Source organism: Halovenus amylolytica, from assembly GCA_004015825.1.
Taxonomy (GTDB): domain Archaea; phylum Halobacteriota; class Halobacteria; order Halobacteriales; family Haloarculaceae; genus Halovenus; species Halovenus amylolytica.
Genome location: SAYS01000016.1, coordinates 98851 through 116973, shown reverse-complemented (window position 1 = coordinate 116973; position 18123 = coordinate 98851). Strand labels below are relative to the sequence as shown.

Sequence of the window (18123 nt, the reverse complement as noted above, 5' to 3'; positions counted from 1 at the left end):
TGGTTTTAAGTTCTGTCGTACCCTGGGGATAGGTGATGACACCAATCCCATACGACAGTTCTCGGAGCGGGGCCGCAGCCGCCGGCTACGTCTGCCCACACTGTGAGACGCCACTGGATATGAACGCACAGACGATGGTCTGTCGAGACTGTGGCTACGTACCGAAGCACGGCGCCGACTGAACAGACGAGCGACGTGCCGGATCAACCGACGGTACACCGGCAACACAGTCCGACAGTTTTTGACCGCAGCCGCCGTATCTACAGCCATGTTACTGGTTCGAGGCTGGGCAGGCGACACTGCACTCACCGGAACGATCTACGAAGAAGACGAACAGCCACCAGCCTACAGCGGGTCACCGGATACGGATTCGGCGTTCGTCTGGATCTGCGACGAGTTTTACGAGGTCGACAGCGGCGGCAGCACGCAGGTCATCGACGGGCAGGAACTCCAGATCGCCTTCGAGTCACCGATGCCGCGCGGATTCGATACCCGGCAGCAGGCACTGGACGCCGCCAAAGAGCATCTCAGGACACAGTTCGCCCGACTCGGAATGGATCGGGACGACGTGGAAATCGAGGTCGTCGACGACCCTGAACGACGAGAAGAGTCACTCCGATAGCTCCTAGAGTTCGATCTCGTCGGCCGGTCCCCAGCGTTTCTGGTTGTAATCCGTCTGCTGCCCAGTCTCGAAGACGTGTTCGATGCGTCGCCGGATCGTCTCCTTCCCCTGGCGGTCGATTTTCGCGAGTTCGTCTGCTTTGCCGACGGAGAGTGGCGGGCCGCGTTCCCGGGCAATCTCTCCCAGGAACTGCGTCGTCAGCTGTTCGCGGGTTTCCTCGTCGCGCGTGAACGCGTAAGGTACCTCGATCCGGTAGACGAGGTCGTCTCTCGGATCGTAGACGACGAAGAAGGTGACCTCGTAGGCCTCGTCGTCGAGAACCCGTTTCCGGTCCAGTTCGATCCGTCCGTCGGCGAGCACGCCGTCAGTGCCGACCCGCGACCGGAACCACCCCGTGAACGTCAGGCAGTCGGTACGGAGGTCACCGTCGTCGTCCCGTCGTTCGAGCACGCGGCGGAAAAACGCCTGGTCGTTGACCCAGGGCGCACCGGTCTTGCGTCGGAGTTCCCGGGAGACTGCCTTCGACGCGCTGTTTTTCACGAAGCCTGTGAGCGGAATTCCACGATTGACGAATTCTTCGACCAGTTCGAGGTAGTTTCCGATGACATCGGTAAATTCCTCGCGTTCGATGATCAACCGTTCGAGTTCCGGATCCCGTTCGACCCACTTCAGCAGGCCGGTCGGGTAGATCGGCCCATCCAGGACGAGCAGGTCGTCGACGTATTCGCTCTGTTTGAGTGCGTGTTCGCTCTCGGCGAGATACAGCGCGAGTGCGTGGACGACGACCTGTTCGTGGCGGTCGACCCGGGGTGCACGGAGGATGCGCCGGCGCGCGTATCCCTCGTCGGCCATCCGCCAGTCTGTCTCCTGGAAGTTGGCCGCAGCGTCGTTCGTATGGACAGTCATCACGATCGTCCGCGCGCGGTGGAGATCCACGTCCGAGGGGACCCCTGCCATCGCGGCCTGGGAGACGTCGATCACGAGCCCGTTTTTGAACGTCGTCGGATTGATCGTCCCGGCGTCGAGTCCCTGCTGTGTCGGAAAGGGTGGTTGTTCGAGAGCGATATCGTCAGTCTCGACTTTCCGTCGTCTGTGCTCACCGAGTGGTTCAAGTACGACATCGCCACCGCTGCTGTAGAGCGGATCGAGAAATTCGGACCAGGCCCGCTCTGCGAGATCCGTGTGGTCTGTGTCGTCGATCGAATCCGTCACCCGTGTCGCGAGGTCGGCGATCCCGTCGACGTGGACCGGATCGAGTGTCACGAGTCGCCCCCATCCATTCTGTCGTCTCCGTCATCCTCTGCACCGGCGCTGTCAGTTCCATCCTCGTCTTCCCCACCTCCCTCCCCGGAGCCATCGTCGTTCGCGCCGTTGCTGTTCGTTCCGTCGTCTTCGAGATTGTCCTTGAGCGACTGCAACTCGGCATCGACGTCGATATCGACCGGATCGGTCTCGTCGTCACCGATATCGATCGCCGTCGATTCGGCCTCGCTCTGGGCCAGTTGCTCCCTGATCTGTGACTGTAACCGCCGCGCATCTTCGAGAAGCTGGGTCGCCTCGTCGTCTCCCTCGCGTTCGTCCAGCGACTCCTGCACTTCGGCGAGTGCGTTGTCTAACTGGACGAGTGTCGCCTGCCCGAGTTGTTCCGCACGGTCGCGAAATTCCCTGGCGGTACTGCTGCCCGTGTCGCGAGGGTCCCGGCCGTCTGCCAGCCGGATCGTCCGCCGGAGCAACTGCAGGGCTCGGATATTCGTCTCCAGCAGCAAGATAACTCCGGGGATGGCGACCTCACTCGTAAACCGTGAGAGCTGACTACCGGAGGGGAGTCCCCGCCGACTCCCGTCGTCGAGTTCACGTTGCAGCGTCTGTAACTCCCGTGTGAGATCTCGCAACAACCGCGTCACGTCCGGGTCTCCCGCATCACTCATACCCGGAGGTTTAGACGCCACGGTACAAAACACCTCGTGGCTGAGCTCGGATATGGAGAGAGACAGTCGGGATGGTTGCTGCAAGGATTTAGGTACACCAAAACTCTTTTAGTTTTAGGGGTGCCTAATCACCAGTAATGAAACTCGCCGAGGAGAAAGAAGGGTCCGAGCGTGGACCGGAACAGGTAGTCGATCGGGTGGTGACGGTCCACAGCAGTTCACCGGACCGTGCCGTCTTCACCGAGAAGGATAACACCGAAGGCTGGATCTCGACCGACTACACTGTCGAATTACTCCGGTAACGTACTGACGCTCTCTCGGTCTGAGTGCCGATTTTGCGCCGTGTCGCGGTGACTCCATTTCGCTATCTACACTCCGAGCGACAGAGAACCGTCTCCGTAGTGTGGTTGTGAGTGAAAACCGACGGACGAACGCGACCGAATCTACCGCTGCATCGCGGCGTCGGTGACCAGCGTGTCGTCTTCGAGGTAGTGTTCGATGTGGTGGGCGTCCTCTTCGACTTCGACGAGGATCTGTCGCAGGATCTCTGCGGTCGCGTGATCGCCGAGGTTCGTCGCTAGCTCGACGTGGTCACGGAGACTCTCGATGATGTCGCCGTAGACGTCCAGATCGTTCCCCAGAGAGGTTCGGATGTCGTAGATATCCTCATCTTCCGGCTCGACAGGTGCGTGCTCTTCGAGTGCTTTCCCACCGGCGACCGGGGTTCCGCCCAGCGCCTGTGCGCGCTCTGCGAGTTCGTCGGCTGCCTCCTCTGCGTTTTCGGCGGCGTCGCCGAGGAACAGGTGGATGTCACGGAACTCCGCACCGGCGACGTTCCAGTGGTGTTTCTTGAGCTGGTGGTACAGTACGTACGTGGCCGCGAGATCTGTGTTCAGCGCGTCGATGATCTGCTCGGATTTCTCCTCGTCGAGTCGGAGTTCGTTTTCTTCGACTGTTCCGAACTCTCGAAGGACTGTCTTCTGGGTGCTCATACGGATTATTGTTGTGTCGCAATACATATAAAGCTGCCTATTTAGAAAAAATATTTTCAGGTAGCGAAAATATCTATTTGCTTCCCAAAGTTATTATTCTTATTATGACAGGCATCTTCTGTTTAGACAACTGTTTACAGAGAAGTATTCCTGAGATCCGTGCTGAAAAATACCGTGTGAACGGTCGCTGAACGCCACGCTATCGAGTGCAGTTCGGCGTCCAGTTCGGCGTCCGCGTCATCCACCGGGGCTGGTCCTGATTTCGAACCGAGCGCCACTGTGGCTCGCGTCCGATCAGGGCCGTGAGATCGCCCAGTCGTGGGCCCTGACGAGTTCACGAACGATTGCGAGTCCGAGCCCGTTTCCCTCCTCACTCATCATCGTATCCACGAAAGCGTGGGATAATATGGCTACCTTTTAGTCCGGAGTGTCTACGGGAACGTATGACGACAACAGCATTCCTGAGCGTCGCACCGACAATCGAAGACAGTATAGCACCCGAAGTGGCGAAAGCTGTCGATGCACTCGAGGAGTTCGATGTCGAGTACGAGACCACGCCGATGGGAACGATAATCGAGGCCGACAGCGCTGCAGTACTGTTCGAGGCCGCAGCCGCAGCCCACGAGGCTGTCGACGCCGACCGCGTCAGCACCTTCCTGAAGATCGACGACAAGCGTACGGCCGATCACGCTGCAGCAGCGAAAGTCGAGAGCGTCGAGCAGCACCTTGGCCGTGAGGCGACGAGTCGGAGAGAGTGAGACCCCGGCTGTTGCTCCAGGAGACGCAATTAGTATGCCCGGTGGGGACAGAGCCTCCATCGTGGCCGAGCACTCCCTTCCCGAAGACAGTGTCCGCCCCTACGCCGGACTCGTTGTCGCCATTACGGCGATCAGCACCGGCGCGATCCTGGTCCGACTCAGCAGTGCTCCTTCGACAGTCGCCGCCTTCTACCGCGTCCTCTTCACGACACTGCCACTCGTGCCGATCGCCATCTGGCGCTATCGCGACCAGTTCCGAAAGATCGGTCGTCGCGACTTCGGCTTCGCCGTGCTCTCCGGGCTCGCGCTGGCACTCCATTTCGGGGCCTGGTTCGAGAGCCTGACGTGGACCAGCGTCGCAGCGAGTGTCACGATCGTCCAGTCCCAGCCGGTGTTCGTCGCCATCGGCGCGTGGGCGCTGCTCTCAGAGCGGGTGACACGCCGGATGACGATCGGGATCATCGTTGCTGTCGTGGGAATTATTGCGATGTCGATCAGCGATCTGCTCGGCGGTGTGGTCGGCGCAGATCCGCTGTTCGGCAACTCACTGGCGCTTTTTGGTGCGCTCATGGCTGCGGGCTACGTACTCGCAGGTCGCTCCTTGCGCCAGCGCATCGCCCTGATCCCCTACGTGGTCGTCGTCTACAGCGTCTGTACGGTCGTCCTCCTGATTATAATCTTCCTGCAGGGGAGTCCACTCGGCGGTTATCCACCCCGCGAGTGGCTGATCTTCGCCGGCCTGGCGATCGGTCCGGGCCTGCTCGGTCATACGGTCATCAACTGGTCGCTCGGACACCTCGAATCGAGTGTCGTCTCGGTCTCCTTACTCGGTGAACCGGTCGGCGCGACGATCCTCGCCGCACTCTTGCTCGCGGAGATTCCGACCCTCTACACCGTCGTAGGTGGCGTTGTCGTCCTCGCTGGCATCGCGCTCACCGCGTCGGGCAGGGAGCAGGCGCAGCCATCGTAGTTGCGATTATTCGGGGCCACTACTAAGTACCAGACACCCCGAACTCAGGTATGGCCAGCTCGAAGAAACTCGGACATCCCGCATTTCTGACGGGCGTCGGGACGATCCTCGGCTACACGATCATACTGGCCGTGTTGACGCTCATCGCATTCGGCCTTCCCTACCTGGCATTCTGGTATTTTTGATCCGGGAGCCTCTCGGAGAAAGACATATCACGAAACGAAACTGTCCAAAGACAGTGGTCTTTTTTCGTCGTGGCACTAACTGTGGGTATGGCAGACCAGCGTTACGTGTATACGACACACGCCACCGAGGCGCGCGGGAAGAAGATGGGTAATATCGAGTCCGTGATAAACGAGTACGCGAAGGAGGGGTGGCGACTGGCGGAGACGTTCCAGCGCGACGGGACGACCATCGGCATCGTGTTCGAACGCGAGGTCTGATCACATCCCCATGTCTGTTGCTTCCTCGGGAACGGGGAGGTCGGTCGGCGAGAGCCCGAGTAGTTCGCCGGCGTGGTCGAGTGCCATATCGAAGCCGTAGTACCGCTCCAGTTCGTCCCCATCCGGCCCGTCACGAACTTTCAGCATCGCGTACCCCTCGATGTTCTGTGCGACGATTGCTGCCCGGCCGTCCCGGCTGAACTCCAGAATTCGCTCGGTCTCTGTCTCGTAGTACTTTGCAGTTAGCTCTCCGTCAGTGACGGTCGCGTCCTCTGCCATGCCAGTCTGTTGGCTTCGAGATACCCAAACGTGTCGGTTCTGTGGAGTCGGGTGTTTAACTGAGTGTGGGAGTTCGAATACGAATCTCAAGAACAGCAAGAAAGCCCCGAGGCTCTGAACTCGGGGGACCACATCTGCGCTCCCCACCCTCCGGGTTGTCGTTCGAAAGGCCTCCGGCCTTTCGTGATCACGAGAGACGGAGTCTCTCGGACGACGGTGCTTGATGGATCCGCCTTCGTTCAGAGCATCGCCCCTTTCAGTCCCACCCACGTAGCTTGATTGGCCAGCCGATACGGGTGGGACTGATACTGCCGGCTGTACAAAACTGAAGAATTGCGCCACCCCGGGGTGGCACATATCTTTACGAATTTACAGCCGGCAGTATGATAGTGTTTGTTGCGAGTCTTTACCGCCGTCGTGTAACAAGACATCGGTTACATGGCGTGAAACACCGATATTTGTGACGTGGTCACGAAAATTACCGCAACAAACACTATGAAACGGGCCGCCCGCTCGGTGAGCGAGACGACGCAAGGACCTACTGGACCGCAGCGAGTCGCAGCCACCGAGCGGGCGGGGGCTTTCTTGTGGTTCGTAGTGGTGGTTTCGTTGTCGTCGTCTCCCGAGGGGCGTTCTTGCTGTCAGTATCTCCAGTTCGTCCATTCATTCTGACGAAGGCGACACTGTCGAAAGCAACATGACGTGTCAACCAGTTCCCTACAGATATGTCGAAGTTTCTCCAGAGCGGGCGGCGTCGGGATATCTGTGCGATCCTGGCTGGCGAGTCCCTGCAGGCCCAGGCGCTGAAATCGAGACTCGAATCACACTACGACACGCGCATCGAACCCAAATCCTTCTACGGGGCACTCGACGCTCTCGAATCGGCCGGCTTCGTCGAGACAGAGACAGAGGGCATCCACGACGTCTATCAGCTTACAGAGGCTGGTGAGCACCGACTCCGGGAGCACATCGACTGGTTGCTCGAAACCGTCGATCACGAGCACCACACACAGTAGAGTCTTGTGACACCGGTAGCGCCGTTACGTTCATTGTAGCGGACGCCGTAGACTCCCGTATCGGATGAGGCGTGATCACTTCACAGTCGTGACGGAAAGCCTGGACCCAGCAGACGTGGCTACCCCAACGCTCGATATCAACTACGACGGCCCGAAAGAGACATTGACGGACCAACTGACAAACACCGACGGCGAACTCGTTCCGGAATCCGAAATCGACGCAGCCTACCGGTTTCACGAACAGCCAGACGAGGCAGCGGCGACGGGCGTATTCAGCCTCACACACCGGATCACCGGGGAGTACCTCCTCGAATTTAGTGCCGACGCGGACGATATCATGGACCTCGTGCAGGCAGCACGGGAGGGAACCGAGGAAGAGGCCAGCTACAGAATCCGCATCAACCGGGAGGAAGGACAACCGATCGTCTACGACCTCGACTCGATGCTCGCGTACGACCCCGACGGCAATCTTCTCCGACAGGACAGTCTGATCCCCAGCGGCGTCGAACTGTAGACTGCGACCCCGATGCTGGCGCGGTAGCTACTTCCCTCGGTTTGAACCCGAACCTAAATGTCGGACAGGCCCAAACGGAGCCTGTGGGCCTGTACGACCGGTATCTCGCGACGCGGATCCAGCTCGCCGAGGAGTCGCTGCCAGAAACGGTTGCACTCGTTATCACGGAACGTGATCTCCACGGCGAGACCGGGTACCGAACACTCGAACAGTTCTTTTCGTGGGCCTTCGCGTTCGGTGCCGAGAGAATCGTCGTCTACGTCAGTGTGACCGAAGAGTCGGCCGTACCAGCGATCGAAGCGGAGTTCCAGCAGATGGAGACACCACGGCCGCTTGCAGTCCGAACCCCTGACGACGAATCGCGGGTTTCGACGCCGATCCAGGTGAGTATCGGACTCGGCGGGAGGTTCGAGTTCGCGACCGCCGTCCGCCGGATCGCCGAATCCGTCGCCGACGGACAGCTCGACCCAGAGGAGATCACCGAAACCGACATCGAAAAACAGCTCGTCTTCCCGACCGATCCGGATCTGATCATCAAAACGGGTGCGGAACGGCTCTCTGATTTCATGATCTGGCAGTCGGTGTACTCCGAGCTGTATTTCACAGACGTCAACTGGCAAAACTTCCGCCGACGGGATTATCTCCGCGCACTCCGGGATTTCCAGGACCGACAGCGCCGGTTCGGCGAGTGAAAGCCTTCTGCGGAACGACTCACGATTACGTGCGTGATTAAAAACTGTACCTACGACTGTACTTCTGTTTATCATCGATAGCGGCCAGTCGTATCAATCAGAACCTATTTTTATCTATTTTACAGCTGGAATAATATGTATAAGCACCTGGAACATACGGATACTCCTCTGATAGTATGGATACCAGGATCGTCGCTGTGATCGGGGTGGTGGTGCTTTTGCTGTCGGCTGGAGGTGTGACAGCTACGACCAATCTGGTCGACATCGACGGGGACGAGACACCGATTGTGGGGGAGCTGCGGGCCGGAACAGATCCACTCGACGGGGACACAGACGGTGACGGACTCGGAGACGGTCTCGAACTGCGGGAGTACGAGACCGATCCGACGACAGCAGATACCGACGGGGATGGAATCGACGACGGCGCCGAGATAAACGACTACGGGACTGATCCGACAGAGTATGATACCGATAGCGACCGGTTACCGGACGGCGCCGAAATAAACGACTACGGGACTGATCCGACAGAGTATGATACCGATAGCGACCGGTTACCGGACGGCGCCGAAATAAACGACTACGGGACTGACCCCACAGCTGCCGACACTGACGGCGACGGGCTCGACGATAATATCGAACTGAACGAGTACGGTACCGATCCATTGAACGCAGATACCGACAGCGATGGACTCGACGACTCCCACGAAATAACCGAATACGGTACCGATCCGGTGGTCGCTGACACGGACGAGGATGGCCTGTCGGACGAGTTCGAGGTCGACGGCGAAACTGACCCGACGGTGGCAGACACCGACGGCGACGGGCTCGACGACGGTCCCGAAATAAACGAGTATGGGACTGATCCAGCGGTGAAAGACACGGACGGTGATGGGTTTACCGACGGCGAGGAGGTCCACCTCGAGGACACGTTACCCGGCGCCGATCCCACCAGAGTCGATATCTACGTCGAAGTCGACTACATGGAATCACCGGGACTGACAGACGCCGAGCAATCGGCCCTGGAAGACAGTTTTGCCGACGCACCGGTCGAAAACCCCGACGGATCGGAAGGGATCTCGTTGCATATCGACATGGACGAGGAGGTTCCGACAGAGAGACCACTCGCGCTGTCGGCATCGTCCGACGACCAGCCAGATCTCGACGAGTACGCCGTCGAACGGGAGTATTTCGACCACCGGAACCAGGGGTATCAGTACGCACTCGTCGTCGAAGAGGCCACCATGGACGGCAGAGAAGTCGGTGGCGCAGCCTGGATCGGCGAGTCGGGGTTCATCGTCCGTCAGTACTCCTGGGATGATTTCACAGGCTCGACGTTCATGCACGAACTGGGTCACTCTCTCGAACTCAGACACCACCCGGACGGCCCGTCAGAGGTTACGTTCGATCGCTATCCCAGTACGATGAACTACAACAAACCGAACGACTACTACGGGTTTTCGTCGGGCGACGCATCCGGAGACGATATCGACGAGTGGAACAGTATATTGGATTCGATCCCCGATTCGATCCCGGATACGAGCGAGTTGCCCCGAGTCGAGCCAGAGTCTTGAACCTCCGGCAGTGAAACGCGGGACGAGCTGTCGCCAAAACCAACGGTTCGCCGTAGCTGGTGGCAAACAAGTTATACCCGAGCACTCCGAAATTTCCGAGAGGTAGATTACGTGGCAAAAGTAACTAGCGAAGAGACAACTATCAGGAAACAAACTGTCGCCGATGTCCTCCCGAACAGTATGGGCGGATCGGACGTGCTAGTGATGGGACCGACCCTCTCCGACAAGGATGAAATTGCCTTCGAGATACTCGCGGATTCCTGGGTGGCGGGGCGAGAACCGTTCGTCATCACGGCAACAGACACCGACGCGCAGTTCCGCGAGAGATTCGAGTCATTCGTCCCCGACGGACACCGCGCCGATGAACGGTACGTGATCGACTGCACGGAACAGACACCCAGCTCGCAGTCGAGTTGCTCGGTGAACTCGCCGGTCGATCTGACAGGAATCGCCGTCTGCCTGTCGAAGGGGTACGACCAGTACGGGGGCGGCGGGCGACGGGTTCTACTCGATACGATCTCGACGCTGCTGATCTACTCCAACATGGAGCGTGTCTATCGGTTTATTTCGAAACTGAACAGCCGCGCCTCGGAGCTCGGTGACTCGACCGTCCAGCTACTCGACAGTGATGCGATCGACAGCGAGGACAGAAACACGCTCTTTCAGCTGTTTCCGATCGTGGTCGAGGTTCGTGACGAATCCGACACGACCCTGTTCAGAGTCCGCGGCGACACCGAAACGGGCTGGTACGAGTTCCAGCGCCAGCAGGGTGACTCACAATGAGGGCGCTCCTCGGCTATCTCGGACAGCAAGCACAGACAGTGACTGTCTACGACTACTCCGGCACCCAAGAACAGCTGGCGGAACTCGAAGAGCTGGTGCACGGGTACGGTGCCCATCTCGAGACAGCAAGCACTGATGGCGCGGGACCGGCGAATATCGCCGTCCTCCACCAGGATGGATCGGTACTCGATGCCTGTGCTGTCGACTCGTTACTGGCACAGACCGAGTTCGAGAGGGGGTTCGAATCGGAGAGCCAGCCAGGTGCCGAGTTGCTGGCAGAGCTATCCAGCGAGGTGCGTGTGAAACCAGCACTGACGATCCAAGAGATGGTTCGTCTCTCGCGGGATTTCGAGCGCCGGGCACTACGGGAAGGGTCGGGCGAGCTCCACGCCGGATTCCAGCAGCTCTCACAGATCGCGAACTCCGACCGGACCGTCGAGATGTACACGGCACTCGCCGAGGAGGGTGTCGACGTCACCGTCTACGGCGCCCCGGACGCCACCCTGGAAGACGTACCGTTTACCGTCATCCAGGACGACCACGGGGAACTGGAGCGACACTGGTTTCTGCTCTACGACGGCGACGGCAATCCAAACCGAAAAGCGGCCCTCATCTCCGAAGACTGTCCCACCGAAGACGAGTTACTGATACCGACGGTCGCAGAATCCGCCCACCGGTCGGGAGGTAACTACGATAGCTACTTCACGACCGATCCGGCGACCGTCGACGAACTGTTCGAACTCGGGGGCACAGAGCACGATCTCCTCCATCTGCGGGCGTAACTGATAGTGTTTGTTGCGGTAATTTTTGTGACCACGTCACAGATATCGGTGTTTCACGCCGTGTGACCGATATCTTGTTGCACCGTCGCGGTAAAGACTCGCAACAAACACTATGAGGCAGTACGTCCGTGACGGTTTCGTCGGGATCTTCACTCCGGCGGAGCCATCGACAGACTCCGATTTCGCAGGGCTGGTGTGATGTTGATACGTTCGATCTCCCGGCCGGATCGGTGCCAGATAAACGCCGCCCGTGCGAACAGATCCATACACTCGAGACGTGTCTCTCTGGGGTTGCCGCCGGTCTGTTCGTGGATGAACTTGATCGCCTGTGGCGTAAACAACGGCGGACCCTGCCCGTCGTAGGGTTCGTCTCTGAAATAGGCGAACGATCGCGCGATGTACTCTGCTGTGTCTGCGGGCGAGAACTGATCGATATCCTCGTAGTACCGAAGCCGTGATTCGAGCGTCTCGCGGAACTCGTGGAGTCGGTCTTTCCCGTCGGGGGTGCCAGAGAGGAAGAGTCGGATCCCCAGATCACCGGCCGTCTGTAACGGGGGCAGGAGTTTGGCCGGGAGATCCTCGATCTCGTCGACGATCAGCAGGATCGTCACACCGTCCGCCCTGGCAGCGCGGCTGACCTCCCGCACTGCTTTCCGGGTTTCGGCGGTCGCCCACGGAATCCCGTTGCGGACCTGCCAGTAGTTGTCCGGATCGATCTCGTACCCCCCAGAATAGGCAGTTTTGAGGATCGTCTCGTACAGCCCGCGCTCGGTCGTCGCGTTGGGATTTTTGACGCTCGCGACGAGGAAATCGTCCCGCTTGCCGAGATCCCTGGCGGCGATCTCCCGGAGTGCTGTTTTGCCGGTCCCGTACGGGCTGATCAGCCCGATGTGCTGACCCTGTAGCAGCCAGCTGGTCAGCTGCGTGAGCATCTCCTCGTCGTGGCGGACGTACAGCGGTTCGGGCATCTTCTCGGTGCCGGACTCCTCGGTGAAGGGGAGATCGTCCAGTGTCTCTGCGTTGCCGCCCAGCGCGCGACCGAACGACAGCAGGATGGGCTCGATCTCCGCGAACCGACTGCTGAACACCCCCTCCTGTTCGTCCGTCCCTTTCATCGCCTCGACGAACCGATTCGGACTGTCGTCGACTGTGGGGGCCGGTGTCTCCTCGCTGTGACTTTGCCCCCCCACGTCACCGTCGGTATCGTCGATCTGGGGGCTGTTCTCTGTCATTACCCCTACCTAGTTAATGATAGCTTAACTATTTTTCCACGGGCTCGACTGTCTCGAACAAACTCGCGTGTGCCACACTCGCAACACGAACTCGTCGCTGACGCTCCTCGTTTTCGTGTTGCGGGAGAAGTGGGCCGGCTGAGATTCGAACTCAGGTTACGGCCACCCGAAGGCCGAAGGATACCAAGCTACCCCACCGGCCCGCATTTGGTGGCAGGCCAGCGTTCGATTTAATGGTTGCGGATCAGCAGGAGCGAAAGCCGTCGGTGTCACACCAGTTGTGGACGACGGTGATCGTGTGATCGGCGTGCAGCGCCTCGGGGCCGACGCGCAGCCTGTGGTCGGCCTCCGCTGCCAGCAATGCATCCTCGTCGTCGGTGAAATCCTGGTGGTCCGACAGCACGAAGATTGGCTCCGCTGGCACCGAAACGTCGACGGCCGGCTCCCCGTCCTCGTGCAACTGGACGACCGTCCCCGAACTCGCCACATCTGCGAGCGTCCCTTCGAATCCCCGTCTGATCAGGGAGACGCCAGGAGAGGTTTCGACGGGGATCTGCCCGATTGCCTCCGCTTTCTCTTCGAGTGCGGTCCGGATCAGGGCCGCCGTCGACCGCTCGTCGGGGTGCAATCCCCGCAGTTGGCTCCCGTCGAACTGGACCGTGAACTCATCGTTGACGACGAGATGCGTGCGAACGTCGTCGCGAATACCGTGCGAGAGCAGGAAGGAAGCGGTCACACAGCGTGCGAGGAGATCCAACCGACCAGCGCCCGGCAGATCGTCGAGCGAGACTTCCGCTGTCGGTGGCACCGCGTGACCGTGAACGATGAACTGGCGCATGGCCGACCAGTAGCGGCAGTGAATTAAAGAGCCATTGGTCGAAGCCGAAGATCGGTCTCGGTCGTCGTCGGCCACGCCCGGTGAACGGCCCGCGAGTTCGGAGTCACTCCGGAAACGCTACGCAGGACAACAGGAGTTCATCGCCGATCTGCTGGTGACGGTTCTCGTGATCGTCCTGTGGTTCGGTGTCGCGCTGACACTTTTGATACTGCCGGCTGTACAAAACTGAAGAATTGCGCCACCCCGGGGTAGCACATATCTTTACGAATTTACAGCCGGCAGTATGAGCATCCCCGGGCTGGGTGAGATCGCGGCGAGTCTCGGCACCGCGACCGGTTTCATCGCGCTGGGTGTCGCCTACGCACTCTCGGAGATGATCGAAGACACTGTCGCCGGTATCTACCTGCTACGCGATCCGGATTTCAACGTCGGCGACCGACTGAGCACCGACGCGGCAACGGGGACTGTCCGGGCTATCGAACTCAGAAAGAGCCGGATCGACACCGACGACGGCGACATGGTCATCGTGGCGAACCGATCGATCGAGTCGCTGTGGACCCACAATCTGGGCAGCGATGAATGAGGTTTCAGCCGAAACCGGCTACCAGGTCAACCCTTCGTAGGTGACGCCGTCGCGCCGGCTGACGATCCGTCGGCCATCGACGACGACTGCATCGGCCATCGCATCGAACTCTTCGTCGAGGGCGGCGAACTCGTCCCAGTCGGTCACGACGACCGCACCGCTCGCGCCGTCGAGGGCGTCGGCCGGGGAGTCGGCGTACTCGATATCCGGGAATTTTTCCCGCATCTCGTCGCTCGCCACGGGATCGTAGCCGACGACATCGGCGCCACGGTCCAGCAGCCCCTGGATGACCGGGATCGCCCGCGAGTTCCTGATGTCGTCCGTGCCGGGTTTGAACGCGAGACCGAGCACCGCAACGCGCGTTCCGCTCACATCGACGTGGTCCTCGAGCAGTCCGAGCAGGCGTTCTGGCTGTTCGTCGTTCACCGCGACGGTCGCATCGAGCATCTTCGGTTCGTAGCCCACGTCGCGGGCAGCCGCCCGGATCGCGTCGACGTCTTTCGGGAAGCAGCTTCCCCCCCACCCTACCCCACTACGGAGGAATCGCTCCCCGATCCGGTCGTCGAGACCGATCGCGTCCGCCACCTCGTAGGCGTCGACACCGAACTCCTTGCAGATATTCCCGAGATCGTTGATCAGACTCACCTTCGCGGCGAGGAAGGAGTTGTTGGCGTACTTGATCATCTCGCCCTCGCGCCGGCCAGTCTCGACGACAGGGACGTCCCAGTCGGTGACGATCGGTTCGTACAGCGTCGCGAGCAGATCGAGTGCACGCTCGTCGCCGTCGGTGCCGACGACGATCTTGTCCGGCTCCATGAAATCGTCCACAGCGGAGCCTTCACGCTGGAACTCGGGGTTGACCGCGAGTCCGACCCCGTCGCCGTCGGTCTTCCCCGAGGCTTCTTCGAGAATCGGTCGCAGTTCGTCCTCGGTGGTGCCGGGGATGACCGTGCTCTTGACCACGACGAGATGGTAGCCGTCTTTCTCGCGGAGAGCCTTACCGACCGACTCGATCCCTGCTTTCATCGCAGAGAGATCGATACTGCCGTCGGGTTCGTTCGGTGTCGGCAAAGCGAGGATCGTCAGATCAGTGTCCCTTATGACGTCGTAGTCGGTACTCGCCTGGAGGGTCTTCCCGCCATAGGCGGAGACGAGCGCGTCCAGTCCGGGTTCGTGGATCGGCGTCTCGCCGGCGTTGATCGCGTCGACGAGCTCCTCGTCGATGTCGATGTTGTACACCTCGTGGCCGATATCAGCGAGACAGGCCGCAACTGTGGTGCCGACGTAGCCGCTTCCGACGATACTAACACGCATTGCTCGTAGTTACCTCCGGGGACTGGTTTAGCATTGTGGTATCTCCGATTCAGACACGAACCCTCTTCTATATGAAGTAGCTAACCGGAGCGGTCTGCTCACTGCGAACTCTTGGGCCGCAAAAAAGGTCATTGAGTTAACCACAACAGCTATTGTATATAATTATAATTGTTACTATATTGGAATCTCCGGCACCAACCGCTGGCTCTGGCGGGTGGGTCGAGCGAAGCCTGTGGACACCGTCCGGTTGCCCGTCGCAAATGACGGAAGCCCAGCGGCTCGGAGTTCGGAGTCCATTCGGGATAGAACCGTCCGAACACGCGGGTAGACACGTACAAATTCAGCCATGACAGATTCGACGACAGCGACAGTCCGCGAGACGGAGACAGCTCGACTGTGCAAACAGTGCCAGCAATCGCTCGACGGGGAGGCACCGTTCGACGCTGCGAGAGAGCTCGTCCCACGGCTCGGTGCACACTGGCAGGGGGAGTACGCCGAGTTCGGGTTCTGGACACCGGCGCTCGACGACGAAGGGATCCCACCAGGGGAGGTGTATCTGGAGCTTTTCACACCCACTGGAACAGTGGAGCTGGGAGCAGAGGAGACAACCGCGCAGTTTCGCCACGAACGCGTGCCGACACAGCGGGAAGGCGAGTACACCTGGGCAGCAGTGTCGGGCGTCAGACCGGGGACGCGCGACGAACTTGGGACGCTGTACCGACTCGGATACGAGAAAGATGGACGCTGGACGACCATCGGTGACCCGCTCGCGTACTCGCTCCCGTTCGGTGCGTACGCCCCCGCCGAGCTCTACGACCTCGACCGGCTAGACGAGAACCGTGCAGACAGGGAGTATTTCGAGTCACTCGGCACGTCGGACGAGGAGCTCGAGACCACGGAAACGGTGGGCCTACCACAGATCGAGCCCGCAATGAATCTCCTCGAAATCCACCCCGGAACAGCGACCGAGGCCGGGTCACTCGCCGGATTGACTGACCTGTTCGAGACGATCGGACGGAAACAGCGGAACGGAACCGAACTCGCAACTCACGAACAGGCGTTTGCCGGCTACGACGGCGTCCAGCTGATGCCGGTCGCACCGATCACCGAATGCGACTACCAGCCGGAGCATTTCGAGCCGACGAGTGACCTGCCGGAGTCGGAGACGGCGACCAGGACATCCGAGAACGACGGGACAGCTGATGCGACAGAGATTACCGTGACGCTGCGTCGCCCGCAGATGATCAACTGGGGGTACGATATCGTGATCTACGGCTTCGGTGCGGTCAACGCCTCGATCCTCGAAACCGGTCGGCCCGACGAACTCGTCGATTTCATCGCCACGCTACACACCCTTCCGGACCCGATGCGGGTCGTCTTCGATATCGCACTCGGCCACGCGGACGACGGCGCCATCCCCCTCCTCAACGACTACTACTTCGAGGGGCCGGGGATGTACGGCCAGGAACTCGACTACACGCAGCCGACGGTGCGGGCAATCTTGCTCGAACTCCAGCGCCGGAAGATGGACTGGGGTGCGGACGGGATCCGCGTCGACGGGGCGCAGGATTTCACGAACTGGGATCCGGAAACCGAATCCGAGTACCACGACGACGAGTTCCTGGCCGAGATGAAAGCGGTTACGCAGGAGGTCGCCGGCACCGAGTACAGCCCCTGGATGATCTACGAGGACGGCCGTCCGTGGCCGGAATCCGACTGGGAACTCGCCTCGACGTACCGTGAACTGATCAAACAGCATCCGGACAGTTTCCAGTGGGGGCCCGTCACCTTCGCACACAACACACCCGCAATCCTGACGTTCTGGGCGACGAAGTGGTGGCGGGTTCGCGAGGTTGCCGACATGGGGGGACAGTGGATCTCCGGAGTGGCGAACCACGACACGCTCCGGCGGGGCGTCCAGGCGGAGATTGGCGACGAGTGGAACGCCGAGCAGGAAAACCCCTACCTCGCCGACAGCATCGAGGAGACCATCGAACGGGCCTACGACAACCCCGCCTCGAACGTGCTCTTCTACTGTTTCATGCCCGGAGTGCCGATGGACTTCACGCACGCGAACATGCACGCGCCCTGGGATTTCGTCCGGGATACAGACGACACCTGGAATCTCAAGGTTGTCGCCGAGGCCGCCTATTTCGTCGACTGGCGTGTTCCGGCAGACCGGTACGAACGAGCCGGCAACTTCACCCGGCTGAAGGAACTCGGCTTCGACCGCCGTGACGACCTCCACGAGTTCGTCCACGCTCTCGCCAGTGCAGTCGAGATCACCGACTACGACCGCGAAGGGATGGCGACGATTCTCTCGACACTCGATGTGCCCTTCACCGAGGACGGTGTGACGGCGGCAGCCCTCGAGGAGTTCGGGCTCGCCTGGATGCGCGACGTCGGAGAGTTCTGCAAGCTCTCAAACTGGACCGACGAACTCGCCCCCGAGGATGCCGCCTTCGGCCGGTCTGTCCGTGCGTTCCGCCACGAGCGGCCGTGGTTACGCGACGACCTCGACGACGACGCAGTCTTCGACTACCTTCATCCCACGGACGGGACGGTCTGTTACTACGGACTCCGGACGGCCCCCGACGGGAGCGAACAGCTCCTCTTTGTCGCCAACATGGAGGGCCGCGAGACGACTGTCACGCCGATAGAGCTCGTCGAGACGACGGGCGAGGGCTGGACGAGTGTCCTCTCGACACAGGGACTGGACGATCCAGCGGCAGATTCCCCACTCGTGCTCGCGGATAGCGAAGCAGTCGTGTTTTCCCGGACTCCGTAAACTCCGCGGGCGGGTCCC

22 protein-coding genes, 1 tRNA gene and 1 pseudogene are annotated in these 18123 nt (G+C 60.3%); 16 read left to right on the top strand and 8 right to left on the bottom strand.

The features are described 5' to 3' along the window. Window positions 1-35: 35 nt before the first annotated feature. Entirely contained in the window at window positions 36-182 is a 147-nt protein-coding gene (locus tag EOW68_RS18820) for a Trm112 family protein (RefSeq protein ID WP_431358925.1), read from the top strand. An 86-nt stretch (window positions 183-268) separates the two neighbouring features. After that, window positions 269-622 carry a DUF7113 family protein gene (locus EOW68_RS13365; protein WP_128225662.1) on the top strand — a complete coding sequence of 118 codons (354 nt, stop codon included), beginning with the start codon at window positions 269-271 and terminating at the stop codon, window positions 620-622. Window positions 623-625: 3 nt separating this feature from the next. On the opposite strand, the gene EOW68_RS13360 is transcribed toward EOW68_RS13365, so the two are convergent. Both EOW68_RS13360 and EOW68_RS13355 read right to left on the bottom strand, forming a co-directional pair. Beyond that, entirely contained in the window at window positions 626-1885 is a 1260-nt protein-coding gene (locus EOW68_RS13360) for a DNA double-strand break repair nuclease NurA (RefSeq protein WP_128225661.1), read from the bottom strand. Then, a complete protein-coding gene (locus EOW68_RS13355; protein WP_128225660.1) occupies window positions 1882-2550 on the bottom strand; it encodes a DUF7547 family protein in 669 nt (222 codons plus the stop codon). Before EOW68_RS13355 ends, EOW68_RS13360 begins: the two co-directional genes overlap by 4 nt. A gap of 137 nt (window positions 2551-2687) precedes the next feature. On the opposite strand from EOW68_RS13355, the gene EOW68_RS18815 reads away from it, so the two are divergent. After that, window positions 2688-2852, top strand: a complete 165-nt coding sequence (locus tag EOW68_RS18815; protein ID WP_431358924.1) for a hypothetical protein — start codon at window positions 2688-2690, stop codon at window positions 2850-2852. A 141-nt stretch (window positions 2853-2993) separates the two neighbouring features. On the opposite strand, the gene dpsA is transcribed toward EOW68_RS18815, so the two are convergent. Further along, complete coding sequence (gene dpsA / locus EOW68_RS13350) at window positions 2994-3542, bottom strand: DNA starvation/stationary phase protection protein DpsA (protein WP_128225659.1); 549 nt, start codon at window positions 3540-3542, stop codon at window positions 2994-2996. Between the two features lie 443 nt (window positions 3543-3985). Between dpsA and EOW68_RS13345 the strand changes: the two genes are divergently transcribed. From EOW68_RS13345 to EOW68_RS13335, 4 genes are all read left to right on the top strand, one after another. Continuing rightward, the gene (locus tag EOW68_RS13345; RefSeq protein WP_128225658.1) at window positions 3986-4300 is read left to right on the top strand and encodes a thiamine-binding protein; all 315 of its coding nucleotides are present in this window, start codon (window positions 3986-3988) and stop codon (window positions 4298-4300) included. A 34-nt stretch (window positions 4301-4334) separates the two neighbouring features. Next, window positions 4335-5270: a DMT family transporter gene (locus EOW68_RS13340; RefSeq protein WP_128225657.1), complete on the top strand. Its 936-nt coding sequence runs from the start codon at window positions 4335-4337 to the stop codon at window positions 5268-5270. A 50-nt stretch (window positions 5271-5320) separates the two neighbouring features. Then, window positions 5321-5455, top strand: coding sequence for a hypothetical protein (locus tag EOW68_RS18810; protein WP_431358923.1), 135 nt, complete (start codon window positions 5321-5323; stop codon window positions 5453-5455). A gap of 87 nt (window positions 5456-5542) precedes the next feature. Then, on the top strand, window positions 5543-5713 hold the full coding sequence (locus EOW68_RS13335; RefSeq protein WP_431358922.1) for a DUF4177 domain-containing protein: 171 nt from the start codon (window positions 5543-5545) through the stop codon (window positions 5711-5713). Here the strand turns inward: EOW68_RS13335 and EOW68_RS13330 are convergent, their stop codons facing one another. Then, complete coding sequence (locus EOW68_RS13330; protein WP_128225656.1) at window positions 5714-5992, bottom strand: DUF7111 family protein; 279 nt, start codon at window positions 5990-5992, stop codon at window positions 5714-5716. 725 nt (window positions 5993-6717) lie between these two features. Here EOW68_RS13330 and EOW68_RS13325 point away from each other — a divergent pair. The 6 genes from EOW68_RS13325 (at window position 6718) to EOW68_RS13300 (ending at window position 11350) form a co-directional block, all read left to right on the top strand. Continuing rightward, the gene (locus EOW68_RS13325; protein WP_128225655.1) at window positions 6718-7008 is read left to right on the top strand and encodes a PadR family transcriptional regulator; all 291 of its coding nucleotides are present in this window, start codon (window positions 6718-6720) and stop codon (window positions 7006-7008) included. Between the two features lie 64 nt (window positions 7009-7072). Then, the gene (locus EOW68_RS13320) at window positions 7073-7522 is read left to right on the top strand and encodes a DUF5793 family protein (RefSeq protein ID WP_128225654.1); all 450 of its coding nucleotides are present in this window, start codon (window positions 7073-7075) and stop codon (window positions 7520-7522) included. 83 nt (window positions 7523-7605) lie between these two features. Then, a complete protein-coding gene (locus EOW68_RS13315; protein ID WP_128225653.1) occupies window positions 7606-8214 on the top strand; it encodes an undecaprenyl diphosphate synthase family protein in 609 nt (202 codons plus the stop codon). Between the two features lie 176 nt (window positions 8215-8390). Next, the gene (locus tag EOW68_RS13310) at window positions 8391-9785 is read left to right on the top strand and encodes a hypothetical protein (RefSeq protein WP_128225652.1); all 1395 of its coding nucleotides are present in this window, start codon (window positions 8391-8393) and stop codon (window positions 9783-9785) included. A gap of 111 nt (window positions 9786-9896) precedes the next feature. Next, complete coding sequence (locus tag EOW68_RS13305) at window positions 9897-10568, top strand: DUF7504 family protein (protein WP_128225651.1); 672 nt, start codon at window positions 9897-9899, stop codon at window positions 10566-10568. Then, on the top strand, window positions 10565-11350 hold the full coding sequence (locus tag EOW68_RS13300; protein WP_128225650.1) for a DICT sensory domain-containing protein: 786 nt from the start codon (window positions 10565-10567) through the stop codon (window positions 11348-11350). Before EOW68_RS13305 ends, EOW68_RS13300 begins: the two co-directional genes overlap by 4 nt. A 149-nt stretch (window positions 11351-11499) precedes the next feature. Here the strand turns inward: EOW68_RS13300 and EOW68_RS13295 are convergent, their stop codons facing one another. The 3 genes from EOW68_RS13295 to trmY form a co-directional block, all read right to left on the bottom strand. Beyond that, window positions 11500-12465, bottom strand: coding sequence for an AAA family ATPase (locus tag EOW68_RS13295; protein WP_128225678.1), 966 nt, complete (start codon window positions 12463-12465; stop codon window positions 11500-11502). Between the two features lie 247 nt (window positions 12466-12712). Further along, window positions 12713-12785: transfer RNA gene (locus EOW68_RS13290), tRNA-Pro, on the bottom strand. A gap of 41 nt (window positions 12786-12826) precedes the next feature. Continuing rightward, on the bottom strand, window positions 12827-13420 hold the full coding sequence (gene trmY / locus EOW68_RS13285) for a tRNA (pseudouridine(54)-N(1))-methyltransferase TrmY (RefSeq protein WP_128225649.1): 594 nt from the start codon (window positions 13418-13420) through the stop codon (window positions 12827-12829). 34 nt (window positions 13421-13454) lie between these two features. Between trmY and EOW68_RS18805 the strand changes: the two genes are divergently transcribed. Both EOW68_RS18805 and EOW68_RS18800 read left to right on the top strand, forming a co-directional pair. Then, on the top strand, window positions 13455-13649 hold the full coding sequence (locus EOW68_RS18805; RefSeq protein WP_431358921.1) for a hypothetical protein: 195 nt from the start codon (window positions 13455-13457) through the stop codon (window positions 13647-13649). A gap of 66 nt (window positions 13650-13715) precedes the next feature. Next, window positions 13716-14003, top strand: a pseudogene (locus EOW68_RS18800) (mechanosensitive ion channel domain-containing protein); the annotation flags it as partial. Between the two features lie 18 nt (window positions 14004-14021). Here the strand turns inward: EOW68_RS18800 and aglM are convergent. Then, window positions 14022-15317, bottom strand: coding sequence for a UDP-glucose 6-dehydrogenase AglM (gene aglM, locus EOW68_RS13275; protein WP_128225648.1), 1296 nt, complete (start codon window positions 15315-15317; stop codon window positions 14022-14024). 346 nt (window positions 15318-15663) lie between these two features. On the opposite strand from aglM, the gene gghA reads away from it, so the two are divergent. Beyond that, on the top strand, window positions 15664-18105 hold the full coding sequence (gene gghA, locus EOW68_RS13270) for a glucosylglycerol hydrolase (protein WP_128225647.1): 2442 nt from the start codon (window positions 15664-15666) through the stop codon (window positions 18103-18105). The last annotated feature ends 18 nt before the right edge of the window (window positions 18106-18123 follow it).